The following is a 25,196-nucleotide window of genomic DNA, read 5'->3' on the forward strand; positions in this document are numbered from 1 at the left end:
TAGGGGGTTATACCTTGGCTGACAACCTATCACTTGATGATCAGGCCACTCAGTCTGGTTTTGCTCGCCTGGTTGGTGCCTCTCAACCTGCTATTGCCAAACACTACAAGGCAGAGGTTTTTACCGTAGGTGCCAGTTACAAAGTTTGGCTTCATGAATACTGCGAGCGACTGCGAACTGAGGCTGCAGGCCGCCAGGCGAATGAGGCCCGAAACCGTCGCGATATGGCGCAGGCGGTTGAATCTGAGGCGAATGCCCAATTAAAAATGCGCGAGCTGTACAAGCAGGATCAATTAATTCTGGATATTGAATCTGTACGCAAAGCGATGGTGGAGTGGTCCACCGTTGGAAAGAATGAATTTATAGGAGCGGTAGAGAGCATCATTATTGCTATCGAAAGTCAGTATGCCATTACCGTCAACAGAGAACCCCTACAGTCAAACATTGAAGCTGCCCTCAAAACTATTGGCGGTTACGAGATTGAATTTACAGAGGCTGGTGAAGGAAGTACGCCAGACCTGGATACCGCAGCCTAAAATTCCTCTGATTGAGTGGTTGCCAGAAAATATCAAACTGCCATCCGAAGATAGCGATAACGCAGGCTATTACCGAGTAGATTTTGTGCCCTATTTCTGGGGCGTAATGCACGCGCTTGATAGCCAAGTCTCTTGGATGGTCGTAATGCAAAAAGCGGCGCAGATCGGCTGGACGGTATTGCTTGCGGCAGATATCTGTAAGGTGGCTGTGACTGATCCCGCGCGGGTGTTGATGCTCTTTCCAAAGGACTCTAAAGGCCAGAACTTCATGGACGAAAAGTTCGTGAAGATTGTTGAGGGCTCGCCGAATGTAGCGCGTGTGATTGATGTCTCTACCAGTCGCAAGCTAGGCAACAGATCTACCAGAAAAGTATTCCCTGGCGGGGAAGTGCGTACTGTCGGTTCTAATTCCGTCTCTAATGTTAAATCCACCACTGCCAAGCGTGGCTATGTGGAGGAGCCAGACGATACCAACAAAGACGTCGGTGATCAGGGCGATTCCATTCGCCATCTGCGTGAACGTCTAAAACGGATGCGCAATAAGAAATTGATTATTGGTGGCACGCCGGCGGTTGCTGATCTTTCCCAAGTGGAGCACTACACCAAGCTCGGCACCATGCGTGTGCTACCGGTTACCTGTCACGACTGCGGTGAGTCCCATGTGCTGGACTGGGAAAACGTCAGTTGGTTGGAGAAAGAGGGCGGCACACCGCACCCAGTATTCGGCCTGAATCAGCCAGAAACCGCCGTTTATACCTGTCCTAAATGTGGCAGTGCTTGGGATGACTACCGCCGCCAGGCCAATATTCTACAGACCTGTAAAACCGCGCGGGAAAATGGGGATGACTTTGCCGGCTGGGTCAAAACCCAATGCGGCGAGGACTTTGCAGAGGATGAAATCGAACCGATAGAAACCTTTATGGAGCTATCAGAGCTTTATGTGTGTATCCCTGGTACTGGCTTGGCGGAGGTCGTCAGGGATTTCTTGGAAGCCGAACACGAAGCCAAAAGCGGCGATGAATCTGCGCGCATCGTATTCCAAAACAACAAGTTAGGCAGGCCCTATAAATATGCGGCCAACCGGTTGCTGGATCATGAAAAACTGCAAGAAACGGCGGAAGACTATCCAGAGCTATTTTGTCCGGCTGGTGGGTTGCTGGTTACTGTCGGTATTGATGTTCAGCATGACCGGCTTGCCATCACCATCCGCGCATTTGGTCGCAATGAAGAAAGCTGGCAAATGTACTGGGGCGAAATCGATGGCGACACGGTAGATAAGCGCGATAGCTGCTGGGATGCCTTGGACAAGTTAGTTTTCCAAGGCTTCAAGCATGAGCGCTTTGGTGAGATTTACGCATCTGCAGTCAGTATCGATTCCTCTGATGGTACTACCAGCGGCGCGGTGTATGAATGGGTAAGAACTAGAGAAAAAAAATATCGCCGCGTCCTAGTGATGGCAATTAAGGGCGATAGTAGAGACTTTGGCAGCAAAGAAATATTTTCACATCCAAGGAAAGCAGAGGTTAGTAACCCAACACGCACTACTAAAGCAGATCGCCATCAAGTGAAGGTGTACATGGTGGGCACCCACAAGGCCAAGGATCTTATTGCCAGGCGATTGTTAGGCACCAGCGCCTATATGCATAGCTGCAAGCATGTGCGTCAGGATTACTGGGAGCAGGTCACCGCTGAAGTAAAAGCTCCAAGCAAAAAATATTCAGGAAGGGAAGTTTGGCAGAAAAGACCTGGAAAGAGTAATGAAGGGCTAGATACTGAGGTCTATGCCCTACACGCGGCCTATGCCATGGAGGTGCAAAAAAAGACTGAGAAAAAATGGTCAATTCTTGAGGCACGTCTAGGCCAGCGCACGTTGTTTAGTGAACCTGACCAACCCCCAGCATCCAAGCAATCTGCTAGAAAACCACCCCGGCCAGCACAGCCTGTTGGCTCCTTACTGGATAGTTAAATGTCTAAAACTGCACAAGAGATGGTCGGCCTCTATATTGATGCCGAGATAGACGTGCTCGCTGGTAAAACCACGGTGATCAATGGCCGGCAATTTACTGCGGAGAACCTGCAGGAAATCCGCGCAGGCCGTCAGGAGTGGGAGCGCCGCGCATATCAAGAAAAACTGAAGGCTGCAGGTAAACGCTGCGGGCCCGCCTACGCGAATTTCTACTAATGAACAAACTAGATTCTGTTATCGGGTTTTTTGCACCCGAGGCTGCCTTGCGCCGTGTGCAGGCGCGCCGGGCATTAGAAGTGGTCGCAGCCTACGAGGCCACGCGGCCCAGTCGTACAAGAAAAAACCCCGGTGATAATCGCAGCGGGGATCTAGTGGTAGAGGGGGATCTGGAAGCCCTAAGAGGTCAAGCCAGGCACCTTGAACAAAACCATGATTTTGCCTGTGGCATTCTCACCACTCTGGTAAACAACATCGTCGGCCCACGCGGTATCGATGTGGAATTCCAACCCAAAACCTGGGAAGGCGATATCCATGACGGTCTAGCCAGCCAAATGAATGATGCCCATAAAGAATGGGCGCGACGCCCGGAATGTACCCGGCAGTTCAGCTGGGGAAAATCTCAACGGCTTTTATGTAATACCTGGCTGAGGGACGGGGAAACCCTACTTAGGCACCTGCAGGGCACAGTACCTGGCTTAAAGCACCGCACCAATGTGCCTTACACCATCGAGTGCCTGGAGCCGGATTTCTTACCGGTTGGTTACAGCGACCCCAGTAAGCGTATTGTTCAGGGTATACAAAAGTCTGCCTGGGGCGAGCCCGCTGGGTTTTGGTTGTACGACGAGCACCCCGGTGCCTCTTTGAACTGGCGTATGAAGCGCAGGTTCCATAGTGCCAAAAATATTGAGCACCTTAAGTTTGTACGCAGGCTACATCAAACCCGAGGGGTTTCCATCTTTGCTGCGGTGATGAATCGCCTTAACGATATTAAAGACTATGAAGAAAACGAGCGCGTCGCCGCTAAGATCGCCTCGGCTATGGTTGGATTTATTCAAAAAGGTGGCCCTGAAGATTACAAGCCAGATGACAGAGACGATGAAGGAAATCGCACCTTGGCTATCCGCGCTGGTGCTATCTATGACGATCTACGGCCTGGGGAATCTGTCGGCACCATTCAAAGTAATCGCCCCAGTGGTTTACTAACCCCATTTTTGGAAACCATGCACCGTATGACTGCCGCCGGCACCATGGCCAGCTTTAGCAGTATCAGCAAAAACTACAACGGTACTTATAGTGCGCAGCGCCAGGAACTGGTAGAGCAATGGACAAACTACGAAACCCTCAGTCTGGAATTCTGCGAGGAGATTGTGGAGCCGGTCACTCGGCGCTGGGTGCAAATGGGGCTACTGGCCGATGCCTTCCAAGTGCCGTCTGAAGTCGACCCGGCAACCCTGATGCATGTCGATTTTATTACCCCGGTGATGCCCTGGATTAACCCGGCCCACGAAGCCAGCGCCGATGAAACCCTGCTGGAAAATGTTCTGGTCAGCCCGCAGCAAACCATTCGCCGCCGTGGCAAAAAGCCGGACGATGTCATTAAGCAAACCGCTGCCTGGCAGAGAAAGCTGAAAGAAAACGACATCACAACCCCAATCAAACGCGCTGCGGTCCCCGCAGAAAAAACTGAGTCCGACTCCGACTCTAAATAGGAAACTGCTATGCCCAAAAAATCTTGGTACAGCATTACCGCTGCCGCAAATAACACTGAAGCCGATATCTATTTGTACGACACCATCGGTTATTGGGGCGTAACTGCAAAAGACTTTGCCCGCGATCTTAAAGCGCTAGGCAATGTCAGCAAGATCAATCTGCATATTAACTGCCCCGGTGGTGATGTGTTCGACGGCACCGCTATTTACAACCTGCTCAAAGACCACAAAGCCGAAGTGGAAACCTGGATTGAAGGTATCGCAGCCAGTATGGGCAGTGTGATCGCTCTCGCCGGGGACACGGTTCATATCGCTGAGAATGCCTATTACATGGTGCACAACCCTAGTGCCGGTGTGCGAGGCGATGAGCGCGCCCTGGAAAAAACCAAGAGCCTGCTGGCAAAAGTCAAAACCACCATGATTGGTTTGTATTCCTCCCGCACCGGCATGTCGGATGAGGAAGTCAGCCAAGTCATGGATGACGAGACTTGGTATACCGGCGCCGAAGCCGTGGAAGCGGGTTTTGCCACTGACACGACAGCAGCAATGGAAATGGCCGCAAGCTTCAGTGCTGATCACTTAAACCAGTTCAAAAACACCCCTCAAGCCATTAGTGCACTGGTAATGCAGGGGCCCACTGAATTTAGATTCCCGTCTGCGGTTGCAGGCAACCTAAACCAAACCCATAGCCAGGAGGCGCAAGCCATGACTACACCTACCTCCACCACGCCAGCTGCAACCGCTGCGACTGAGGTTACCCCAGAAATGAAAGCGCAGATTGCTGCCGATGCCAGAGCACAATTTGCAGCGGATGAGAAAAAACGCAAAGACACTATCAAAGCCGTATTCAAGGGCTTCGAAGCACACAGCACCGTGATGCAATCCTGCTTGGATGATATGGACTGCACCGCTGAAAAGGCCAAAGATAAACTGCTCACAGCCCTGGGTAATCAAACCCCAACCCCAGTGCAAAGCTACAGCGTAGTAGTGCAGGAAGGTGAGGGCATTAAGCGCATCAAGGCAGACGCTGAGAATGCCATTGCCATGCGTGCCTTTGGTGAGAAACGCACAGATGGTAATAGCATGGCCGGCTATACCATGCTGGAAATTGCCCGTATGTTTATGCACGCCCACGGACAGAATTTAGCGGGCCTGGATAAAATGGGCGTGGTTGCCTCAGCGTTTACCCATAGCTCTGGTGACTTCGCTACCGTCCTCGGCAATATTGCTAATAAATCCATGCTGAAGGGTTACTCTGAAGCGGCAGAGGTGTTTCCGCAGTTTACCGCCATTGGAAACTTAAGCGATTTCAAGATAGCCACTCGCACGGATCTTGGTACCTTCCCCTCACTACGCCAAGTGGCACCTGGGGCAGAATTTAAATACGTGAGTATTGGAGAGCGCGCCGAAACTGCCGCGCTGGCCACTTACGGGGAAATGTTCTCTATAAACCGCCAGGCAATTATCAATGACGACCTGGGGGCCTTCACCCGAATCCCACAAAAGATGGGGCTCGCTGCTATTCGCACAGTGGGGGATCTGGTGTTCAGTATTCTGATCAACAATCCCAATATGGCCGATGGCAAGGCCTTATTCCATACCGACCATGGCAACCTAGCTACTAAGGCAGGTATCAATACAGCTAGTATCGATGCCGCACGGGTCTTGATGGGTAAACAGAAGGACGGTACCGCTTTCCTAAATATCCGCCCCAAATTCCTGCTGTGTGATATTGCCGATGAGGGTGCCGCAAAGGTTGCGTTGGAGTCAGAGTTTGAAGTGGGTGCTTCTGAGAAATCCAACACTGTGCCCAACAGTGTGCGCAATATTGCCAGCGTGATCTCCGATGGTCGCCTCAGCGGGCACAATGGTTGGTACCTCAATGCCGACCCGGTAGCGCACGACACCATAGAAGTGCTCTATCTGGATGGCCAGCAAGCCCCAGTACTGGAGCAGCAAAACGGCTGGAATATCGACGGGGTGGAGTTCAAAGTGCGCCTCGATGCCGCTGCAAAAGCCTGGGACGCAAAAGGCATGGTGAAAACGCCCAAGACCTAATACCCAGCTCAAACCGAACCAAACCTTAAAGAATCCGAAAAGGGCCGCACATCGCGGCCTTTTTGCTTTTAGTAATTTACTCAATTGAGAGAAAGAGAATGGCTACTAATTTTGTACAAGACGGCCGCATGCTGGATTTCACCAACAACACAAGCTCGCTAATTACCTCTGGCCAGGTGATAGCAGTAGGCGCAGTGCTGGGTGTGGCGATGGATGATATCGCCGTGGGTGAGTCCGGTGTGATCGCTATTGAAGGTGTATTTAGTGTACCCAAGGTATCCGCCGCAGAGATCAGTCAGGGGGAAACCCTCACCTGGGATGCATCCGTAGCAGCCTTTGATAGCAGTGCCGCAGCAGCCGCAACCGGCGATATTACCGGCCCCACCGTCTTTGCCGCAGAGGCAGCCGGTAATGGCATTGCTAGCTTAGCGGTCAAGTTTACCGGTGTTCCGGGCACTGTGAAGGCCTAGGTGATCCATGGATCTGGACCAAAGAGCCGCGGAGCGCGCGTTTCGAAAATGGGGCAAGCCCGCTACCTATACAGACGGTAGCGGTGCTGAACCTATTGATTGCCGGGTGATTAAAGATCAAGAGATCGACGAGTTCGAAGATGATGAGCGAGTGCGGGTACCGCGTATCGAGTTGAGTCTGTTGGTGAGCGAAGTAGGGGCTTACAACTCAGAGGCGGTGATTACCCTTGGTGGTGTGGCGTATTTAGTACGCAAGCGGCTTTCGGATGATGGGGTGGTTTGGCGGGTGCTGGTGGATGGGTAGCCCAAAAAGTCGAGTTATTGGATTAAGACCTTTAGGTGTATTAAGGGTGGTCGAAAAATGTACAGTCGTGCATTTTATAACAAAGATCAGCAGCAGATGCTCCTATTTCTAGATGAAACTCTGTAACCCATTGATACTTAAAGGGTTCCAAAAGTGATATAAAGCAGAGAAAATACAGAATTATAAAGACGCTGCTTTATATCTTTTTTTGTACATTTGCGCCAAGTGCAGATAGCTTATTGATTTGCTGAATTTTTTTCATCTTCGAAGGAAATGGGGCTTAGAAATATAGAGCAGGGTGATATAAAGAAGATTCTTTTGAATTAACTGTTAGCAATTCAGGATTAAAGTCAGGAAATAATTAAGTGATAGCAGAGTGCTTTATCAATCTAAACCAGAATGAACTAGACAAGCCAATCTATCGAATAATGCCAGTAAATAGGTTGCTCGAAAGCATTGTGAGCAAGCAGAACGTTCTAGTGCCGCCACACAAATGGGATGATCCATTTGAAAACTTGTTGCTCAAACATAGAACAAAGTTCGAAATAAAGCACATTGAAAAAGGCGGTCACTTAATCCCAAGTAGTAGTAAAGTTTATGGTCAATGTTGGACTATGCACAGGGAAACAGATGCGATGTGGAGGATTTACTCCAACGATAAGAATGGAGCAAAAGTAAAAACAACCCCAAGACTTCTACTGAATGCAATAAACGATAGTTCTAACAATTCGAACGCATACATTGGTAAGGTTCAATATTTAAATCAAGGTGACTTGCTAAATAAGATAGATAGTCTTGATGCATATACCTCTGATAAAGATGTAGCTGAGTCATTGTTGTATAAGAGAAAAGAGTTTAGTCATGAAAAGGAAGTACGTCTTGTCCACACTAATGGTAAAGGTGAAATCTATAAGCATGCAGTTAATCCAAGTTCTCTTTTTGAAGAGGTTGTGTTTGATCCAAGAATTGACGAGCCTCTTTACGAGGCCTATAAAAGTGCTTTGCTTGGGCATGGCTACAGCGGCAAAATTGCTAAGTCAACCTTATATCACCTACCTAACGAACTCATGCGCAGAAAATAATATTGCTAACAAGGCGCTGCTACGGAAAATTTATTCGCTGGCGCTCCTAAATTTCCGCAGAGCGCGGCGCTAAGTTTTACACACAAGTTTTTTCAGTTTTATTATAAAAATCAATGAGTTACAGTTTGTGCGGTATAGGAGCTACAGATTTGGCTGGATAATTATGCAGGACTGGGTCAGGGACGAAGTGAAAAATCAGGTTATGGGTGATACACGATTGAATAAGCGGTTGTCCAATATTCTCAGTAATTTAAGTTCCGACCCAAAGAGCAGTATTCCCTGTGCAAACAAGTCTTGGGCAGAAACCTTTGCAGCCTATCGATTTATCGAAAATGATAAAGTCAGCTTTGACTCCATTATGAGTGGCCATAAATCAGCCACTCTTGAAAGAATCAAGGTTCAACCAGTTGTTCTTATCCCTCAGGATACCACTTTCCTAAATTTTGCTACCGATTTAGAAAGCAAAGAAATGGGAACACTCCGACGCAAAGAGACTAATCAGCAGCTCCTACATACGTCTATCGCTATAACACCATCCAGAGATAATCTGGGTATTATTGAGGGTAGCATGTGGCAGCGAGATAAAGAATCTAGTGCTAATTCTCGATATACCAAGTCGATACAAGATAAAGAGAGTCGACGTTGGCTAGACCATTATGAATCAGCTTGTGAGATACAAGAGCACTGTCCTGAAACCACGATTGTGAGCATCGCGGATAGAGAGGGGGATATTCATGAGTGGTTTCAATTAGCTGAAGATCAAAATGAACATCGGCGTGCAAGCTATATTGTTCGAGCCAAGGCTAATCGTAGTTTAGAGATCGAAGGAGAAGATACGACTTTACTTTGGGACTATTTGACCAAACAGAAGTCCATCGGAAAATACACAGTAGGTATCCCCAAAAGAAATGGAGAGCCAGAAAGGGAAGCTAAGGTCAGTGTATCCATTGCAGAAGTAAGATTGCAGGGAAAAGGAAAATCAAAACGACCTCTTTCTATCTACGCAGTTTTTGCTAAGGAATTAGGCCCACCAGAAGGCAAGAAAGGTATTGAATGGATGCTGCTGACCGATCTTGCAGTTGAGGACTTTAAGCAAGCAAGGATTATCATTGAGTGGTATCGAAGTCGATGGGAAATTGAAACCTATTTTAGAGTGGTGAAAGGCGGATGCCAGATAGAAAGTAATCGCTTTAGAACCGAGCAGCGAATGCTGAACTGTATTGCAATCTATATGATTATTGGGTGGCGTCTACACTCCATGACAACACGAGCACGAACGCTTCCTGATACATCGTGTACGAAAGTCTACTCTGAAAAAGAGTGGCGTATGATATGGATAATGCAGGCTAAAACCTCCCCACCAAGTGAAGCTCCAAGTATGAGAGATATAACTCGTATGCTGGCAGGACTTGGAGGCTTTCTGGGGCGGAGCGGCGATGGTGAGCCTGGAGTTAAAACCGTTTGGCAGGGGTACACTAAACTTCTCCATTATATGGAGGCAGCGGAGGCTTTAAATGGACTTAAATGATGTGTATAAAACACAGGCGCGGCGTTATGCGTCAAGAACCAAATGTTATGCTCGAAAATTAAATGAAATCTGAAACCATGACACCCCTATCAAGCAGTGGCAGAGTTCTAATCGTTGGTGGCTACGGTCAGGTTGGGCGATCAATCGCGGAGCGACTTGCGGTCGGCTTCCCTGATCGCGTGACGGTAGCTGGCCGCAACATGGACAAGGCTAAGGCTGTCGCTGCAAAAATTGGCTATGGAACCGAAGGACGAGCGCTCGACATTTTCGGCTCAAACGATCCGAGTGTGCTTGCCGATGTATCGCTCGTGATAGTCTGTCTCGACCAGACAAATACTCGGTTCGTCGAGCAGTGCCTCTCGCTTGGAATCCACTATATCGATATCACCGCAGATTACACATTTCTATCAGAAGTGGAGAAGCTTGATAATCTCGCTAAACAGGAGGGCGCTGCAGCAATACTTAGCGTTGGAGTTGCACCAGGGCTTACCAATATGCTTGCTGCACATGCACGAGATCAAATGGAGAGGACGGATCGGATTGACATTCTGCTTGAGTCTGGGCTTGGCGATCGCCATGGCCAGGGTGCGATCGAATGGATATTGGACAATCTCGATGTCTCTTATCAGGTGATGGAGGGTGGTCACACCATTCCTGTCCGGAGTTTTGGCGACAGCACAGACCTTCGCTTAGCAGGGCAGGACCAAAAACTCCCAGCCTATCGGTATAATTTCTCCGATCAGCATGTGCTCAGCCGCACCCTGAATGTCCCCTCGGTCTCCACATGGGTGCGCTACGACAGCCGCTTTGCCACATGGCTGTTTGCCGTGTCATCGCGTATTGGTCTTGGAAGGCTGCTGCGGAGGCCGGTCTGGCGGAAAAGCGTGGTTTGGCTGTTTATGAATCTTCATATGGGCACTGATATCTGCGGCATTTCCGTAAGGGCAGCCGGTCGGAAGGGGTCGGAGCCCGCCGAAACAATTGTCGGCGTTACTGGCCGCAAAGAGGCACTGATGACCGCGATTGTCACTGCCGAAACGGCTCGTCAGGTTCTATCGAACAATCCAGCACCGGGAGTGCACCATAGCGAACAGGTGATTGCACTAGATCCGGTCGTCACTGCACTCAGGAATGAGCTGCCGGATCTCGTTGTCGCACTGTAGGATTAATCTCCTTGGGGGGAGGGAAGATGGCTACTGTGGGCGGTAATCAGAACACCCAAAGAGAAATAGATTTATTTCGAATTTATAAGTAAATGACACATAACAAGTGACTATAAGTAAAGCTGTCCATTTTTTTGATTTGCATGGTTCTTTGAGATTTAGGTAACTATCAAAGAGAAGATTGTTAGTTCAGTAAGCATTGCTGCACTTTAAATAGACAAACCCGCACTAGCGGGTTTTTTTATGCCCAAAATTCCTAGAGGTTCTCCAATGACCCAACGCATGGCAATCCGCGATACCGTTTTAAGCAAGCTGCAAACTCTATCCAGCTACACATTTCCACCCCCTGGCACCACAGAAGAAATCGATCCAGAAAATCTACCGGCCATTGTGGTGGGCTTTGCTACTGAAAACACGGAACACGAAATGCATGGCGGTACAGGTCGGCAGTTGGACTTGACTGTCGCCGCGGTTGTGAAGAGTCGCGGCGATGTGTATGCCGCACTGGATCAGGCGGCCGAAGATATTGAGCTTGCATTGCAGGACTCTGATTTAGACAGAACCTGTGACTTATTCCTACTCAGCCAAACCCAGTTTGCCCTGGATCAGGACCACCCACTGGGCGAGGTTCGATTGACCTATAGGGCCCAGTATTCCACTGAACCCACAGAACTTTAATTGAGCTACCCACAGAGGGCACAACGATGGCACAAGGTTATAAAACAAAATTTTCCCGCAGCGATGATGGCAACTCCTATACGCCAGTAGCTGGGATGCTGGATATTGATCCTGGTGAGGAGTCACGCGGTTCTGTTGAAATGACGCCGATTGATGGCACCAGTGGGTATATGGACTATGACCCCTCTGGCTTACGTGATGCCGGCGAGGTATCCATTACTTTGATCTGGAAAGAGACAGATAGCGGCCAGCAGGCACTGCGGGCAGATTACGACTCCGATACCAATAAGTATTACCAGATTGAATATCCTGAAGGTACTAAGGTGGAATTCACCGGCCATATTACCGGCTGGGGTAAGGCGGTGCCCAAAGATGACAAGATCACCCGCACCGTGAAGTTCAAAATCTCTGGTAAACCCACAGTAACCGCAGGCAGCTAACAATGAATTTGGTTCCTACTCCTATTTTAGAATCCGAAACAGTTGTATTTGGACAGCAGGAAGTGGAGTTGTTTGAGCTGAGCGCCTACCACCGCTGTGAATATCTGCAGAAGACTACCGAAGATATTCCATTGCCGCAGGATGAAGAGTTACCGGAAACTGAGCTGGAAAACTTTGGCCAGCTTTGGGCGTTTCGTGCAGGGGAGGTGAGCAAAAAATTACTGCTGGTAGCCTATGCCATCTGGATGAAGCCGGATTGCCAGGCATCACTGGAGCAGATCCATCAGGGCTTAATCCGCAGCGTTACTCCTAAGTTGATTGACCGGCTCTATATCCCTGCTGCCAAGCTGTCCGGGCTTTTCGTCGATGTCCAAACTGAAAAAGCGGATAGTGAAACAGAAAGCGAGGAAACCGAAAAAAAAGGCTAGTGCCGGGTTTTCACTTTGCCCGGCAGCTCGCACGGGATTTTAACCGTCCCGACTATTTCAATATGTTGCGCTCCATGAGTTCTACCGAGTTTGACCACTGGTATGAATATCACTCGGAGCGTCCCCTAAATACCGAAGTTCAGCAGTGGCAGCTAGCCCACATTGCCGCCGGCACCCTGGGAGGCAAAGTCTCTAACTTCCTACCTCAGCCGCACAAGCCCAAAACCGTGCAGCAACAAATCGCAATCTGGAATTCCATGAGCTGAGCAATGGCAAAACAAACTTCCATGGCCACCATGGTGGCGAACCTGGAGCTACGCTCCACCCAATACAAGCGCGAGATGGCCCAAGCGGCCGCGCGCAATAAACAACTCACCCGTGAAATAAAATCCACCAGTGCCGCTGGGGATGTGTTTGGCCGCTCCATGCGTGGTGCCGCCCAAGGGGTCGCCACTATCGATGGTCCTTTGGGCGGTGTTTCCGGTCGAGTCGGTGCGCTTAATGGCCTGTTGACCAGCGGTGCCAGCAGCTGGGCATTGTTTGGTGCAGGGGTTGCCGGTGTGACAGCCGTGTTCTATCAGAGCATTCGCGCTGGTGAGGAGATGGAGCGGCAGCAGCTCAAAATCGAGGCGCTGCTTAAAGCCACCGGTAGCGCCAGTGGTCGCACAGCACAACAACTGGATGATCAGGCTCGATCGGTTGCCCGCGCTACCCTGGCCAGTGTCACCGGCATTCGTGAAGCCCAAGGTGTGCTCATAACCTTTAAGGGCGTGCAGGGGCCTGTCTTCGATGATGCTATCCGGTTGAGTCAGGATTTATCGGCTGTGATGGGTGGCGATGCCAAGAGTGCCGCTTTGCAGCTCGGTAAGGCGTTAGAGGAGCCATCCACTGGCTTGACCGCCCTGAAGCGCGCCGGGGTCAGTTTTACTGAGCAAGAAAAAGAGCAGATTAAAACCCTGGAGCAGTCTGGCCGTGTGGCAGAAGCCCAGCGCATGATTTTGCTTAAGCTGGAGCAGCAGGTCGGCGGTGCCGGTGCGGCTGAAGCTGGAGGTCTTACCGGTGCTACTGATTCTTTAGGACAGGCCTGGCAGGAGTTTTTGGAAGGCCTCAGTGAAACCAGCGGCTCGACCAGTATCGCCACGGCAGGGATTCAGAAGCTCACCGGTGTAGTGGATACCCTGCGTCGAGGGCTTGCACCCACTGAGGAAGAAGAGCAGCGCAATCAATTTGCCAAGCTGCACAGCCAATATGTTTCGCATCAGCATCTTCTGGCCAAGGCAGAAGCTGAAGGTGTTCAGGTTCAGATAGAAATCCATCGCTACAAATCGGAGCAAATACGCCGCCAGCTCGACGAACTGCAGAATGCACAAATAGCCGCACAGAAAAAGCGGCAGGAGGAAGAGCGGAGAGCCGAGGAGGCTGCCGCAGCGGCCAGGGAGCAGGCGGACCGCGATCGCATCGCCCAACAGCGTGCCATGGCGGAAGAGGCCGGTGGTGCTCAGTTAATCCAGCTGGATCAATTCCTGGCTGACCAGCAAGGAAAAATCCAACTCGACCATGAGCAGAGGCTACAGCAAATCGCCGCGCTTCAGGTTGCCGAGGAGGAACTGACAAAGCGGGGATTCGAATCTATAGAGGCGCTAAGGGCGGAATATTCTGAGCGCGAGACGGCCCGCTATCAAATGGCGCTGGCAGAAGAGCAGGCACGGTCAGCCAATGATGGCGGGGAAGGCAGTCAAGTCGGGGCTGACGGCCTAACCGATGCGGAGCGCCAGCGAATCACTGCACGCTTAGAAACGCTCCAGCTTTCCTGGCTCACCGAAATGGAACAGCTGCAGGTTCAGCAGGATGAAGAAATGGCCCTGCTGGATCAGGCCTACGCCAAAAAACTTATCAATCATGATGACTATGAGCGCAAGCTTACTCTGCTGGAAGGTAAGCACGCTAAGCAGCGGGAAAAGCTCGAACAGGCCAGCAGCAAGAACCGTTGGAAGGCGTTCGGCGGTGCGATGGATATGATGCTGGGTATCTCCAATACCGGCAGTAAAAAACTCTTCAAGATTCAGAAAGCGCTCAGTCTGGCCAAAGCTGCCGCAACCCTCCCGAGTGCAATTATCGAGTCTTATAACAACAGTGGGGGGTATCCCTGGGGTATTCCTGCAGCGGTCGCAATGGCTGCAGCTGGCGCGGCTCAAATTGCTCAAATCAAAAGTGCTTCCTTTGATGGTGGTGCTAGCGCTTCCAGTGTGAGTACTGGCGGTGCGGTAGCGAGCACACCATCAGAGAGTTTTGCCGCTTCTAATGATGACGGTTTTGTAGAGGGCGATTCACAACAGCCTGGCACGGTTGTGAACCTGACGATACAAGGCGATTTAATCGGAGATAACGCACAAACCATTGCCGATAAATTAACAACCATGTTTGCGGAGCAGGATTTGGTAGCAATCCCCGAGGATAGTCGCCAAGCACAAATACTCAGGGGATAGAAAATGCTAATTCAATACACACCTACACGGTTATTGGTGGGTGATGGTAGTGATTATCAGATTGAATCAAAACTGAAGCGTTATGACTGTAACGATCGCCCCGAGGGTAAAGAACACACATCGCTCAGCGGTAAAACAGAATACACAATCTACCGTCTCGAAGAGGAATATTCTTGTCAGACAGTACCGCTAAGCCTCACCCATACAGAGTTAGCGCGTTGGCGAGAGTTTAAAAGAAGCTGTGCTTTCGGTGAATTTTTCACCTTCGATGCTTATGGCACTGCGGTTATGCCCGATTTTCCCCAACAAGTTCAACTTAAATATAAATCCTTCAAAGAAAAGCGCGAGAAAGACGGCCGCTTTATTTTTTCTTTTACTACCGTTCAAGTCATCGCTTAACTATGCGCAACAACTCAGAAACTTTTGACCTGCACAATCAGGCTGCACAGCGTGAGCTGCGCCTGGTCATCGAGATTGGTTTTGATCTGCCGCTGTATATCACCAGCCACAACGATATTCCCAGTCTTCCTGCCAATGCCGTGCTTGGTGCACTTAAAAAATGCAGTGCCACCAGCCAGAGAATTATTCCTGAACAAGGGCGTGCAGAGATTGGGGCTATTTCCTTTGAAGTGGTGGATATCAATGGCCAGCTGTCTTATGTGCTCCGTGATGAGCTGGAACAAGGGAACGGCATCAAGGGTCGCACAGTACGTTTGTATCAAGGCTTTGCCGGGCTCGACTGGGATGATTTCCGTTTGGAGCAAACCCAGATTGCCGAGGAATCTATTGCCTACGCCGAGGGTGTTTACCGGGTGCGCTGCCGGGATATTCAGCGGGAGATGCGCCGCGATATTTTTGTGCCCAATAGCACGCGCCTGGCGGCCAATTTCTCCAAGACAGCCAGCACCTTGTGGGTATTCGATACCAGTCCTTTTGAACCTAATCCCCATACCGCGGCTTATGGCGATGCCCCTAACCAATCGGTGTATTACCTAAAGATTAAGTATCAGGACGGTTTTGAGATTGTGCGCGCCACCGGGAAGACAGAGAATAGTTTCACCGGCTGTACTCGTGGCTTGTTCGGCACTTTTGCCCGTGACCATACCTTGCCAGAAGAAAGTGGAGACGAGAGCGGCGTTGAGGTGGAGGAATTTGTCTATCTGGAAGGCCCTGGTCCCCAGCTTGCCTATGCGCTTTTAACCGGGAAAATTCTAGGCACCAATAACTTACTGCCCAGCAACTGGCACCTGGGCATAGATCCCGCCTTTGTGGTGTTGGATGAGTTCGAAAATATCGGGGCAGATTGGTACAAGCCCAGTGACCACCGCAAGGGCAAGATCCTGCGCTTTGACGGCCTGGAAAAGACCGATGGCAAGAAGTTTATCGAGACTGAAATCAATTTATTGCTCGGTGCCTTTATGCCGGTCAATGCCGCCGGCCAACTAGGGTTTCGCCGTATGGCCGGGGTGCTGGCTGAATCCGGTACAGTGGCTACCATCACTCCCGATGATGTTCACAGCCTGGGGGAATTGAAGTACAACTTAGCCGGGGTAAAGAATGCCTTCTCGGTGCAGTGGAGTTGGTTTGAACAGCCGGGCTTCGATGGCAAGTTCCTGCGTTCAAATAATTTAATTGATGCAGATTCTATTTCCATCCATGGCGAGGCCAAGCCGCTTGCTCTGAAGTTTCGTGGGCTGCACAATTCCCGGCATACCTATACCACCCTTAAAAATACCTTTGATGCCCTGCGCGATCGGTTCGCCGGGCCTCCCCTTACACTGCGCCTGGGATTGTTGCCCAGCAAAAACGATCTGGAGGTGGGCGATATCGTGCGGGTTAGTCTGCCGCAATTGCGCGACCACTCGCAAAATGTGTCGGGTGGTATTTTAGATCGCGCCATGGAGGTTCAGCGCTTCAATGTCGATCAGGTCAGCGGAGCGGTGTCCGTTGATTTGTTTGGCAGCTACCAGCCTGCCTCTGCGGTGCCCGACCAGCCCAGCGGCAGCAGCTCCAGCGGAGAGCTTCCCGACAGCTGGTATAGCGCAGAGGGCACAGAGATGACCGCCGCCGGCCTCGCTGTCGATGCCAGTGGCTTCCTCACCGCTAACGGCACCCTGTACGGTACGGATAACAGCCGCACGATATTTTATTACCTGGGAGACTTAACCATCCCCGCAGGCCGCACACTTTTTGTCAGTGACAATGTTGAATTACATGTGCGCGGTGTTCTGCAAATAGACGGTACTTTGCGCGGTGTCCCTAGTAATGGGGGGCGTGGTTTTCTGGGCTCTTGTCGCGGTGGTGGTGGGCGCGTATCTGGAATTGGCGCCACCAACCGCACTATGTACAACCGTATTCGCGGCCAAATTGTGGTCGGTCGCAATGCCGTCATGCCACCGCTCAATATTGAGAATAATGGCGGAGAGCTGCAAGGTATCCCCGAGGATATGCGCGGTACCGGCGGTGCCCGTGGCGGAAATAGTTATTACTACCTGCGCGGCGATCAGAGCTATGAAAATAGCGGCTACGGTGGTTCTGGCGGGCAGGGTGGGGCGAGTGTGGTTATCGTCGCACGGGGTATCGCCTTGGGTGTGAGTGGAACCATTAATACCTCTGGGGGCAATGGCAGTGGTGGCAGTCTGGGAACTGGTATCCAGAAGATTCCCGGCGGTAGTGGTGGCGGTGGTGCGCCTGGCGGTATTGTTTTATTAGTGGACGGTACCCAAAACCCCATGCCGGTACTGACCAATAGCCGCATAGTGGCCTGTTATGGCAGCAGCCCGAGCAGTCCCGGTACTGCCGGCCAGGGGGGCACCTGCTTAGGCACGGCGGCCGCGCGCGTATTATTTGTGCCCAAATCCCGCACGCCCTACCCAGATCCAGAAGATCCCGCGCTAGACCCAGACTTACAGGCTGCGCTAGAGGCTGCAGAGGAAGCCAAGGCTGATGCGCAAGAGGCCCTTGAAGATCTCGGCAATATCTCTGCAGATGGTGTGTTGCATACCAATGAAAAACTGCAGCTGATCCGCGAATACAGCCAGCTAATAAACGATCAAGTGAAGCTGGATGCGCTGGCCAGTAATTTCGGCACTGCGCTCGATGCCAAACGGGCGGCGTTTACGAATGCTTTGACCGCGCTGACAAGCTATCTGCAAGGGTTAACCCCGGCCTGGGATAACCGCCAGGAAAATACCCCGGTAAGCCGCACCCTATTTGATAGCAATTGGACCTACGCCTACGACCAAAAAACAGCACTGCATAATGCTGTAGTGGAGGCGACCCGCAGCAAAGCCTTTGACGCTACCCGCAATATCATTGGCTTTGACGAGGCCAGCGGACAATTCACCGATAACGGTATCTTGATCGGCAATATGCAAAGCGTACGCAAGGCACAGTTGCGCGCTCAGCAGGCTTCGGGCTCGGTGTTTTTTGAGGCGTTTACCGATACCACGGCTGCCGATGATTGGGTGGTCTATGCCGGGTCTGACTCAGGATACCTTTACGAAGTGAGGCCGGATACCGACAAGGATGTGGCGGGCGGAAATGTGTTGCGCGTCGGCCAGGATGACAAGGCCTCCAATGCTTGGCTTGAGTATAGGGAAAGGTTTCCTTTCGACCCGGACAAGCTGTACCGGATTAAATTTCGGGTGTGGGTGGGCTCTGGGGGCGATGCAGACCGGTCGCTGTATCTGGGTATTAATTGCTTTGATAAAGATGGCAAGAGGGTCAATGCTAGCGGCAGTGAGACCCATTCGGGCTCTCATTATATCGCTGCGCCTGGTGTAAAGGCGTCTGGTGCGGGCTGGAAAGAATACACCGCATATTTTCAGGGCCGAACGACGGGTAATGCTAGTTACCAATCTACCGTGGGGCACAACACCATAGCCCAGCCGGCTCAGCTGCAGGCGACCGTCAGACAGTTTACGCCGGTGATTATTGCTAACTACGACGCGACCAAGAAAGGGGTGACCCAGATTGATTATGTGCGCATCGATACGGTTGAACCAACTGGCAACGGCCTTTATTTAAAGATCAATAGCAATTCGAGCCTGGGCGATAATGCCAGCCCGGGGGAAGCGCGGTTGTGTGGCTTTGATGCAAATGGCAACCCCGATGGCACTCTGCCGGGCTGGTTTTACTGGGGTGGCAAGCGGATAAAAATTCCACCGGTGGAATTAAATCCAAGTCTTGGAGGCCTGTTTTATATCGTCACCGAGACGGATGGAGTTTGGATTTCAGCGGGTTCGGCCTTGTCGGTATCCATTGAGCGCGGAGCCTATAGATACCACTATTACGATGGCGCTAGCTCAACAACCAAACGCGGCTATTTCTCATCAATAGAGAACAAGCTGATTATCGGAGAGATTTTCCTTTCTGGATCGGAAGTCGTTAAAAGCGGTGGTATTTACCAAAATCCGCGGCCATTGGGTGGGTTCTCTGCCTATCTCAGCGGACTTAATGAAAAAGGCGCTATCAATGAACAGCGTAGCCTTCCGCATATCCAGTCCGGTATCTCTTCCATCACGAGCGGGGGCGCGCCGCTTACCGCGAGAGATGACGGCTCTACTGCGAAAATCACGGTTGCCTCGCATACCGTGCAGTATGGATTTGGGGCGGTCTCCTATAACAGCGGCAGCATTACCGGCCTGTCATTTTCCAGAAAATATTATGTGTATTGCGATGATGAAAACTACGCAGGCGGCGCGGTAACTTACAAAGCCACCACAAGTTTTACCGTCCTGGCTGCAAATACCCATCGCCGCTATGTAGGCACAATCACGACCCCGGCGAATGGTGGTGGCGGGACCATACCGACAGATCCCTGGTGCGTAGACTATGACACTTTGCTGCCGGATGGCCGCTATGTGCGAGACCTACAGCCTGGGGATTTGGTGGAATGCATCGATGTCGGCACCGGTGAGCGCGGCGTATTCCCGCTGCGCGCAATGGGTTCCGGTGAGGAAGTGTGTTACAGCCTGCGCACCCCTGAAGGTGCGGAAATCTGGCAATCGGAATCCACACCCATGGACCTGCCGGACGGCTCAATCGTGCGCACCCCGCACATGCTAGGCAAGCCGGTGTATGTGCTGTGCCATGGCGCTTCTCAATTATCGACGGTTACAGAAATCCGCAAACTGGGCCCGCGGCGCGTGCTAAAGCCTGATTTTGGCGATCGTATGTTTTTCGCCGGGCGCCAGGCAGAGCTAACCATGGCAACCCACAACGCAAGACAAAAACCATAGGAGGCACCATGCCCAGCTTTTCCCCGAAAACCGTGCCAGGCCTTGAAGCCTGGCAGTTCACCTACACCATCGACGACGGCCACAGCGCCGGCACTATTGTGCGCGCAACGGTAACGCAAACTACCGAACCGGCATCCACTGAAGCCAAAGCCGCCGCCGTTTTAAAATGCACCATCGCGGTGATTGATGACCAAAACAAAGTACAGATTGACGGCGCTGGGGACGAAATGCGTAGCGTGTATGTAACGACCAAAACCCTGCAGACCGATGCGGGGCAGGCCATCAATGTTGCCGACCATGCTGCCGATCTTGTAGCCGACTGTATTGTTGAAGTGGCGAACCGCCTAGCGGTGCATAGCTCGATTGCGGCTATGGCGATTCCGAGTGGGTGATACTGGCTTCGGTTTTCAGTAGTGGAGAGAGCGTGTCGCCGGTGCGAAGGCCCGAATTATAGAGCCATGGCTTACATCTACAGAAAGGTCCCCCTAACTTATTGATTTAATTATGGGTAAAATGTGTTCAAGAGCGGGAAGTTGAACCAGGCGTCTTGAGCCAGTGGCTCACTATCCCTGGTTACTATTTAGACAGTGGTTTATAACCTGCTGTAAATAAGGACTTTTTTGTGGAGCTTGAAGGCTCCATCCCAGAAATAGTAGCCAAATGGATAGTGAGCCACTGGCTCTTTAATAAACTGTTATAAGTAAGAGTATGGGCAAGAAATTACCTCCAGAAGAACTAGAACTCTACAAAGCCATAGATGAAATTTTATGGTGTGACTGGGACCCTATTGGTGTAAATGACATGCCAGAAGCTCGCGACGAGTATCAGAGTTATCTGCCACATATTTTTCGTCTTGCGGTCGAGGGTAAAGATGCCGAGCATATATCCTCGTCACTGGTAGCAACAATAGAGGGCAATATTGGTTTGGGTGCTAGCAAAGAGCATTGTCTTAGGGTTGCACGCAAAATTGTCGGTGCTAAAAATGAAATTATTGGGTAGCGTCACTTATAACAAGGCCAAGCAGCAACGCGCACTGCGTGCGCTGGACAGCTTTTCCGCGGCTTCGCCGCTGCAAAGCTTCCGCTGTTGGCAGCGTTATACATGAATGAGCTCCGAGCATGAACCCAAGGTTTCTTGAATGTACAGAATGTAGTGAAAGGCATTATTTCCCTTCAGAGGATAGGGCCTATTTGCTTACAGATGATACGTGTCAGAAAGCCGTTAAGGACTCCGATATATTAAGCATGTTATTAACTCCAGCATGGTGCTTCATTTGTAACAAGCCATCTTGGGTAGAGGAAATTCCTTCTCTTCGATTTCTCGAAAATCTCTCTATAGTTATTAAATCCGGCGAAAAAATTGAATTTCCCTTTGATAATAGCTTTATGTCCGAACAAGAAGCACTTTCTCTATTAAGAGATTATTGTAGATGGCTCGCAAAGCGGCGCACTAAGGGGAAATGTGTAGAGTGCGCAGGGCAAAAATATTCGTTGCTTGGCGAAGAACATGAAGTAAGACTGAAACACGAGCACTGTGATTATGGTGTGTTTAAGCCCGGTTACATGTTTTTTAGTAGTAATGGTCCAATGCAAACACGAATGTATAGCGTTGAGGGTAACCCCCTTGGAAGGTTGTCCCATTGGGATGACAATCTAGGTGGGTGGTCCTTAATTAAAGATAATGGCAATGTATAACAAACGCGTGCATTTGACCTCCACTTCGCTGCGGCAAATGACGCGGGCGTTATGTGAATGGAGAGTTATGGCATTAACAAGCCTATCATTACAGATCATTCTCGAAGGTGGAGATACTTCCAACGCTATCGAGTATTTTCGAAATCTGGAATCACCAGATATAGAAAATCTATTTGTTTCTAGTACGGGCTATGAGGCGTCAAGAATCGAGCTGATTTATATAGAGCCAACAATGGATGAAGATTTATTTGATGATAGGCTAAAAGGAAAGCTTACCAAGGCTACAAACTGGCTTGCTAAACAGCCCGCTGATCTCCTCGAGTGCATAGGCCATATTTGTAAAGCTTCCATTTTAATCGGCGGATGGCTTGATGATGGAAACCAGATGGAAAACCTGGTATTGCCTCCTAACTTTCTTCTGCAAGTTTCAAGACTTGGGATGCCTATCGAGTTTCTAATCAATGACTATCATCGCTAATCACATAACAAAAAGGTGCATGTGACAGCCACCGCGTTGCGGCGTCTGCACATGACCTTAGCGTTATACATTTTACGAAAATAATATGATTCACGGTTTAACACACATAGAAGAGTTTATCTCCAAAGAAGAAGAGCAATTTCTACTAGATTCTTTGGATAATGAAGTATGGCTTACGAGTTTAAAGCGACGAGTGCAGCACTATGGATATCGATACGACTATAAGGCTAGGTTCGTTGATAGCTCTCTTTATCTCGGGGCACTCCCTGAGTGGTCTGCCAAAATTCTATCTCGCTTACATGCCAAAGAGTTTATTTCAGAAACCTTTGACCAGCTTATCGTCAATGAATACGAGCCAGGTCAAGGAATATCAGCACATATTGATTGTGTGCCATGTTTCAAGGAAACAATTGTTTCTCTAAGTATTGGATCACAAGCAGAAATGGTATTTGGCAATAAACAGGTCGAGAAGCAAACCATTTTGTTAAATCCAAGATCGGTAGTAATACTCCAAAAAGATGCTCGGTATAAATGGACGCACAGTATTCCAAATAGAAAAAGTGACTTAATAAACGGGCAGAGAGTTCAAAGGTCGCGCAGAGTTTCTTTGACGTTTAGACAAGTAATCAAAAAAAATGTATAACAAGGCACTCAAGTTGATGCCAAAAGATCCGCTTTTAGCACAATTTAGTGCGGCGTTATGATTTTAAAAGAAATGAACAATGATTAAGAAAATTTTCGAGCAACTAGACTCTTCCTTTAAAGAAAATTTCAAGGATGTTTTTGATTCTCTTCAGCCGGGAGCGTCCGAAAAAGATCTAAAAGAGCTTCAAGAGAAATGCTTCAAAGGTAAAGATTTGCCACCTGATTTGGAACTTCTTTACAAATGGCACAATGGCCAAACTGGATATGGCTCACTGAATCAAAATGATAATCGGACATTTCTACCGATTGACGAAGTTATTGATGCATGGGAATTTTTAAATGGTTCTATGACAGATATACAGGGGCCAATGTCAAAGTCCTGGATTCCAATTGCTTACAATGGTGGTGGAGACTACTTGGTCTATGAATCAGAGGGCGAAAATGCCGGAATGGTAATTGCGTACTGGCATGACGATGACAGTCGTAAAATAGAATATCGTGGGCTTCAAGAATGGCTCACAGCAGCATTAGAGGCATCAAGATCATAACAAGCGCATGTTGTACGCCGCTATCGCGGCCGGACGGCTTACGCTACGCTCCAGCCGCCGCAAATACGAACGTTACATGCCCTAAATCATGAGTATCTACGAAGAAGAATTAGAAGGCAGAGAGTTCGACTGGTTCGCTATAGATAGTGAAGGAAATATCGGCTTATTCTCTACCGCTGGCGAAGGAAAGATTCCAGGCCCAGTAATGGAGGCTTACTCTGAGCATGATAATATTTCAGAACAACTCGAATCGCCCAATTGGGGGAGTTCTGAAGTTTGGTCAGATTATGCTGTATTGGGGCTATATGTCTACGATTGGGATCTGCCCGGTGGGCCATATAAGCGAGTGCGTGCGCCGTCTAAAGCTATGAGTGACGAACTTAAAACAAAGTTATTAAACATGGGTAGCCTTTACAGCATTTCCACTAAGTTTGTGGAGCTAAAGGAAATATCCTGTGTGCTACTCAGCATGTAACAAGTGGGTGATGTTCGTTCCAGCCACTGCGTGGCTTCCACTGGACGGTCCACGCTTTGCGCGGCCCGCCGCATACCCAGGGCGTTAGGCGCACGAAATGATCGAGTTCGAGAGCAAGCAAATAGTAATAGATGGGAAAAAGTTTTCTCTCCCACGCTCTATTCTTGATGCAGAAGAAATAAATGGAAAAATCTTTGTGGTCTACGACTACATGGAATATCCAACTGGCGAGGCCGCAAATAATCTAGTGTGCCTTGATAAAAGTGGCACTGAATTATGGGTGGCAAAGAACCCCACCAATCAAGGCAATGATGGGTACACTAATTTCAGTCGTACCACAGTCTCTGAGGCTGGTTTTATCGCCGTAAATAACTTTGCGGGCTATGTTTGCCAAGTAAATAAAACAAACGGTGAGCTGGGTCATGTACAGTTCACTAAGTAATCGCCTAACAAGGCCAAGCAGCATCGCCCCTACGGGGCTGGACCTCGCTACGCTCGGCCGCTGTTGGCGGCGTTAAGCACCAGAGAGAAATATGGTCCAGGCTATTGATCTAACAATGTTGCTAACCATCTACGGAGGTTCCGCGTACTTGGCATATCGCTATGCTTTGCGTGGCCTACTCGCTGGCGTCATCTTAGTTTGGTTTGGTGGTATTCTCTCAATGGAGGTCTTGATGCTTCTTGATCCAGACTACAGTCCCGGGGTGTTGGGAGCTGCAAAATTTCTTTTTGGTGGGGTGGTTGGTTTACTTTGGTGTGCCCCTTTTTATGCAATTAACATTGCGGTAAAAAAACTAATTAAGCGCAAGGCAAAAAGGCATGCTTAACAAAGCCAAGCACGGACGCCAGCAAAGCTGGCTGGACCTACATTCCGCAGCTTCGCTGCTTCATTTCGGCCCGTGTTGGCGGCGTTATGCAGAATAGAAGACGATGAACTTTGATGAAGAAAAATTGATTCAATGTGGTGTGAAGTTGGCAGAAATGCATGATTTGCCCGCGCCTCCCCATGAGCTTTTCAGAAGAAAAATTCATGAGCTTCTTATTGAGAGAGAAAATTACGAAGGGGCATTGAAGGGGATTATCACACGAGAGGAGGCTGCATTACTGGTGTTACAGCATTTCCAAACATTAATCTGTCATAGTGCAGGAAAAAACGAAGTGTCGTTGGTAGAAGACTGGAGTAGTTTAGTTGAGCCCGTTACTTCGGCATTATTTGTGAAGTCAACTGGAAAGGCATAACAAGTTGCGTCAGAAGGACGCAGCGA

28 protein-coding genes are annotated in these 25,196 nt (G+C 49.8%); all 28 read left to right on the plus strand.

The genetic code is table 11. The features are described from left to right. Positions 1–14 precede the first annotated feature (14 nt). The 28 genes from ACJJJA_RS07670 to ACJJJA_RS07805 all read left to right on the plus strand — a co-directional run bounded on the left by ACJJJA_RS07670 (position 15) and on the right by ACJJJA_RS07805 (position 25,170). Positions 15–536, plus strand: a complete 522-nt coding sequence (locus ACJJJA_RS07670) for a hypothetical protein (protein ID WP_444904211.1) — start codon at positions 15–17, stop codon at positions 534–536. After that, a complete protein-coding gene (locus tag ACJJJA_RS07675) occupies positions 499–2,502 on the plus strand; it encodes a terminase gpA endonuclease subunit (protein ID WP_444904212.1) in 2,004 nt (667 codons plus the stop codon). The genes ACJJJA_RS07670 and ACJJJA_RS07675 overlap by 38 nt, the downstream gene beginning before the upstream one ends. Further along, on the plus strand, positions 2,503–2,718 hold the full coding sequence (locus ACJJJA_RS07680) for a DUF6148 family protein (RefSeq protein ID WP_444904213.1): 216 nt from the start codon (positions 2,503–2,505) through the stop codon (positions 2,716–2,718). After that, positions 2,718–4,211 carry a phage portal protein gene (locus ACJJJA_RS07685; protein WP_444904214.1) on the plus strand — a complete coding sequence of 498 codons (1,494 nt, stop codon included), beginning with the start codon at positions 2,718–2,720 and terminating at the stop codon, positions 4,209–4,211. Before ACJJJA_RS07680 ends, ACJJJA_RS07685 begins: the two co-directional genes overlap by 1 nt. Before the next feature lie 9 nt (positions 4,212–4,220). Beyond that, positions 4,221–6,269, plus strand: coding sequence for a ClpP-like prohead protease/major capsid protein fusion protein (locus tag ACJJJA_RS07690; RefSeq protein WP_444904215.1), 2,049 nt, complete (start codon positions 4,221–4,223; stop codon positions 6,267–6,269). A 98-nt stretch (positions 6,270–6,367) separates the two neighbouring features. Next, the gene (locus tag ACJJJA_RS07695; protein ID WP_444904216.1) at positions 6,368–6,739 is read left to right on the plus strand and encodes a capsid cement protein; all 372 of its coding nucleotides are present in this window, start codon (positions 6,368–6,370) and stop codon (positions 6,737–6,739) included. Between the two features lie 7 nt (positions 6,740–6,746). Then, positions 6,747–7,043 (plus strand): head-tail joining protein, encoded by a 297-nt coding sequence (locus tag ACJJJA_RS07700; protein WP_444904217.1) that lies wholly within the window; start codon positions 6,747–6,749, stop codon positions 7,041–7,043. A gap of 458 nt (positions 7,044–7,501) precedes the next feature. After that, positions 7,502–8,125: a DUF2971 domain-containing protein gene (locus tag ACJJJA_RS07705; protein ID WP_444904218.1), complete on the plus strand. Its 624-nt coding sequence runs from the start codon at positions 7,502–7,504 to the stop codon at positions 8,123–8,125. A 163-nt stretch (positions 8,126–8,288) separates the two neighbouring features. After that, positions 8,289–9,653, plus strand: coding sequence for an IS4 family transposase (locus ACJJJA_RS07710; RefSeq protein WP_444904219.1), 1,365 nt, complete (start codon positions 8,289–8,291; stop codon positions 9,651–9,653). Positions 9,654–9,715: 62 nt separating this feature from the next. Next, positions 9,716–10,816, plus strand: coding sequence for a saccharopine dehydrogenase family protein (locus ACJJJA_RS07715; protein ID WP_444904220.1), 1,101 nt, complete (start codon positions 9,716–9,718; stop codon positions 10,814–10,816). A gap of 270 nt (positions 10,817–11,086) precedes the next feature. Continuing rightward, positions 11,087–11,494 (plus strand): phage tail terminator protein, encoded by a 408-nt coding sequence (gene gpU / locus ACJJJA_RS07720; protein WP_444904221.1) that lies wholly within the window; start codon positions 11,087–11,089, stop codon positions 11,492–11,494. Positions 11,495–11,520: 26 nt separating this feature from the next. Beyond that, positions 11,521–11,934: a phage tail tube protein gene (locus tag ACJJJA_RS07725; protein WP_444904222.1), complete on the plus strand. Its 414-nt coding sequence runs from the start codon at positions 11,521–11,523 to the stop codon at positions 11,932–11,934. 2 nt (positions 11,935–11,936) lie between these two features. Continuing rightward, positions 11,937–12,362 carry a phage minor tail protein domain-containing protein gene (locus ACJJJA_RS07730; protein WP_444904223.1) on the plus strand — a complete coding sequence of 142 codons (426 nt, stop codon included), beginning with the start codon at positions 11,937–11,939 and terminating at the stop codon, positions 12,360–12,362. Continuing rightward, positions 12,362–12,628, plus strand: a complete 267-nt coding sequence (locus tag ACJJJA_RS07735) for a phage tail assembly protein T (protein WP_252084517.1) — start codon at positions 12,362–12,364, stop codon at positions 12,626–12,628. Before ACJJJA_RS07730 ends, ACJJJA_RS07735 begins: the two co-directional genes overlap by 1 nt. Positions 12,629–12,631: 3 nt before the next feature. Further along, positions 12,632–14,848 carry a hypothetical protein gene (locus tag ACJJJA_RS07740; protein WP_444904224.1) on the plus strand — a complete coding sequence of 739 codons (2,217 nt, stop codon included), beginning with the start codon at positions 12,632–12,634 and terminating at the stop codon, positions 14,846–14,848. A 3-nt stretch (positions 14,849–14,851) separates the two neighbouring features. Further along, entirely contained in the window at positions 14,852–15,247 is a 396-nt protein-coding gene (locus ACJJJA_RS07745) for a hypothetical protein (RefSeq protein ID WP_444904225.1), read from the plus strand. A gap of 2 nt (positions 15,248–15,249) precedes the next feature. Next, positions 15,250–20,091, plus strand: a complete 4,842-nt coding sequence (locus ACJJJA_RS07750; protein WP_444904226.1) for a Hint domain-containing protein — start codon at positions 15,250–15,252, stop codon at positions 20,089–20,091. Between the two features lie 8 nt (positions 20,092–20,099). Continuing rightward, positions 20,100–20,483 carry a hypothetical protein gene (locus ACJJJA_RS07755; protein WP_252084521.1) on the plus strand — a complete coding sequence of 128 codons (384 nt, stop codon included), beginning with the start codon at positions 20,100–20,102 and terminating at the stop codon, positions 20,481–20,483. 316 nt (positions 20,484–20,799) lie between these two features. Then, the gene (locus tag ACJJJA_RS07760; RefSeq protein WP_444884524.1) at positions 20,800–21,090 is read left to right on the plus strand and encodes a hypothetical protein; all 291 of its coding nucleotides are present in this window, start codon (positions 20,800–20,802) and stop codon (positions 21,088–21,090) included. Continuing rightward, on the plus strand, positions 21,074–21,196 hold the full coding sequence (locus tag ACJJJA_RS07765) for a hypothetical protein (RefSeq protein WP_444904227.1): 123 nt from the start codon (positions 21,074–21,076) through the stop codon (positions 21,194–21,196). The genes ACJJJA_RS07760 and ACJJJA_RS07765 overlap by 17 nt, the downstream gene beginning before the upstream one ends. Positions 21,197–21,281: 85 nt before the next feature. After that, on the plus strand, positions 21,282–21,785 hold the full coding sequence (locus ACJJJA_RS07770; RefSeq protein WP_444904228.1) for a hypothetical protein: 504 nt from the start codon (positions 21,282–21,284) through the stop codon (positions 21,783–21,785). Further along, complete coding sequence (locus ACJJJA_RS07775; RefSeq protein WP_444904229.1) at positions 21,778–22,263, plus strand: hypothetical protein; 486 nt, start codon at positions 21,778–21,780, stop codon at positions 22,261–22,263. The genes ACJJJA_RS07770 and ACJJJA_RS07775 overlap by 8 nt, the downstream gene beginning before the upstream one ends. Positions 22,264–22,348: 85 nt before the next feature. Next, positions 22,349–22,906, plus strand: coding sequence for an alpha-ketoglutarate-dependent dioxygenase AlkB (locus tag ACJJJA_RS07780; protein WP_282953155.1), 558 nt, complete (start codon positions 22,349–22,351; stop codon positions 22,904–22,906). A gap of 79 nt (positions 22,907–22,985) precedes the next feature. Next, positions 22,986–23,456 (plus strand): SMI1/KNR4 family protein, encoded by a 471-nt coding sequence (locus ACJJJA_RS07785; protein ID WP_444904230.1) that lies wholly within the window; start codon positions 22,986–22,988, stop codon positions 23,454–23,456. An 88-nt stretch (positions 23,457–23,544) separates the two neighbouring features. Next, positions 23,545–23,931: a hypothetical protein gene (locus ACJJJA_RS07790; protein WP_444904231.1), complete on the plus strand. Its 387-nt coding sequence runs from the start codon at positions 23,545–23,547 to the stop codon at positions 23,929–23,931. A gap of 97 nt (positions 23,932–24,028) precedes the next feature. Then, complete coding sequence (locus ACJJJA_RS07795; RefSeq protein ID WP_444904232.1) at positions 24,029–24,373, plus strand: DUF7957 family protein; 345 nt, start codon at positions 24,029–24,031, stop codon at positions 24,371–24,373. Between the two features lie 91 nt (positions 24,374–24,464). Next, positions 24,465–24,758, plus strand: a complete 294-nt coding sequence (locus ACJJJA_RS07800) for a hypothetical protein (protein ID WP_252084522.1) — start codon at positions 24,465–24,467, stop codon at positions 24,756–24,758. Between the two features lie 103 nt (positions 24,759–24,861). Beyond that, a complete protein-coding gene (locus tag ACJJJA_RS07805) occupies positions 24,862–25,170 on the plus strand; it encodes a hypothetical protein (RefSeq protein WP_444904233.1) in 309 nt (102 codons plus the stop codon). Positions 25,171–25,196 lie beyond the last annotated feature (26 nt).

The organism is Microbulbifer mixtoriginis (SeqCode), from assembly GCF_052466865.1.

Bases quoted from the DNA above. Each gene is read 5' to 3' on its own strand.
- ACJJJA_RS07775 (WP_444904229.1), top strand. From the start codon at position 21,778: ATGTATAACAAACGCGTGCATTTGACCTCCACTTCGCTGCGGCAAATG.
- ACJJJA_RS07690 (WP_444904215.1), top strand. From the start codon at position 4,221: ATGCCCAAAAAATCTTGGTACAGCATTACCGCTGCCGCAAATAACACT.
- ACJJJA_RS07785 (WP_444904230.1), top strand. From the start codon at position 22,986: ATGATTAAGAAAATTTTCGAGCAACTAGACTCTTCCTTTAAAGAAAAT.
- ACJJJA_RS07790 (WP_444904231.1), top strand. From the start codon at position 23,545: ATGAGTATCTACGAAGAAGAATTAGAAGGCAGAGAGTTCGACTGGTTC.
- ACJJJA_RS07765 (WP_444904227.1), top strand. From the start codon at position 21,074: ATGAAATTATTGGGTAGCGTCACTTATAACAAGGCCAAGCAGCAACGC.
- ACJJJA_RS07685 (WP_444904214.1), top strand. From the start codon at position 2,718: ATGAACAAACTAGATTCTGTTATCGGGTTTTTTGCACCCGAGGCTGCC.
- ACJJJA_RS07700 (WP_444904217.1), top strand. From the start codon at position 6,747: ATGGATCTGGACCAAAGAGCCGCGGAGCGCGCGTTTCGAAAATGGGGC.
- gpU (WP_444904221.1), top strand. From the start codon at position 11,087: ATGACCCAACGCATGGCAATCCGCGATACCGTTTTAAGCAAGCTGCAA.
- ACJJJA_RS07760 (WP_444884524.1), top strand. From the start codon at position 20,800: ATGGGCAAGAAATTACCTCCAGAAGAACTAGAACTCTACAAAGCCATA.
- ACJJJA_RS07750 (WP_444904226.1), top strand. From the start codon at position 15,250: ATGCGCAACAACTCAGAAACTTTTGACCTGCACAATCAGGCTGCACAG.
- ACJJJA_RS07710 (WP_444904219.1), top strand. From the start codon at position 8,289: ATGCAGGACTGGGTCAGGGACGAAGTGAAAAATCAGGTTATGGGTGAT.
- ACJJJA_RS07680 (WP_444904213.1), top strand. From the start codon at position 2,503: ATGTCTAAAACTGCACAAGAGATGGTCGGCCTCTATATTGATGCCGAG.
- ACJJJA_RS07725 (WP_444904222.1), top strand. From the start codon at position 11,521: ATGGCACAAGGTTATAAAACAAAATTTTCCCGCAGCGATGATGGCAAC.
- ACJJJA_RS07780 (WP_282953155.1), top strand. From the start codon at position 22,349: ATGATTCACGGTTTAACACACATAGAAGAGTTTATCTCCAAAGAAGAA.
- ACJJJA_RS07745 (WP_444904225.1), top strand. From the start codon at position 14,852: ATGCTAATTCAATACACACCTACACGGTTATTGGTGGGTGATGGTAGT.
- ACJJJA_RS07715 (WP_444904220.1), top strand. From the start codon at position 9,716: ATGAAATCTGAAACCATGACACCCCTATCAAGCAGTGGCAGAGTTCTA.
- ACJJJA_RS07755 (WP_252084521.1), top strand. From the start codon at position 20,100: ATGCCCAGCTTTTCCCCGAAAACCGTGCCAGGCCTTGAAGCCTGGCAG.
- ACJJJA_RS07740 (WP_444904224.1), top strand. From the start codon at position 12,632: ATGGCAAAACAAACTTCCATGGCCACCATGGTGGCGAACCTGGAGCTA.
- ACJJJA_RS07730 (WP_444904223.1), top strand. From the start codon at position 11,937: ATGAATTTGGTTCCTACTCCTATTTTAGAATCCGAAACAGTTGTATTT.
- ACJJJA_RS07795 (WP_444904232.1), top strand. From the start codon at position 24,029: ATGATCGAGTTCGAGAGCAAGCAAATAGTAATAGATGGGAAAAAGTTT.
- ACJJJA_RS07695 (WP_444904216.1), top strand. From the start codon at position 6,368: ATGGCTACTAATTTTGTACAAGACGGCCGCATGCTGGATTTCACCAAC.
- ACJJJA_RS07800 (WP_252084522.1), top strand. From the start codon at position 24,465: ATGGTCCAGGCTATTGATCTAACAATGTTGCTAACCATCTACGGAGGT.
- ACJJJA_RS07805 (WP_444904233.1), top strand. From the start codon at position 24,862: ATGAACTTTGATGAAGAAAAATTGATTCAATGTGGTGTGAAGTTGGCA.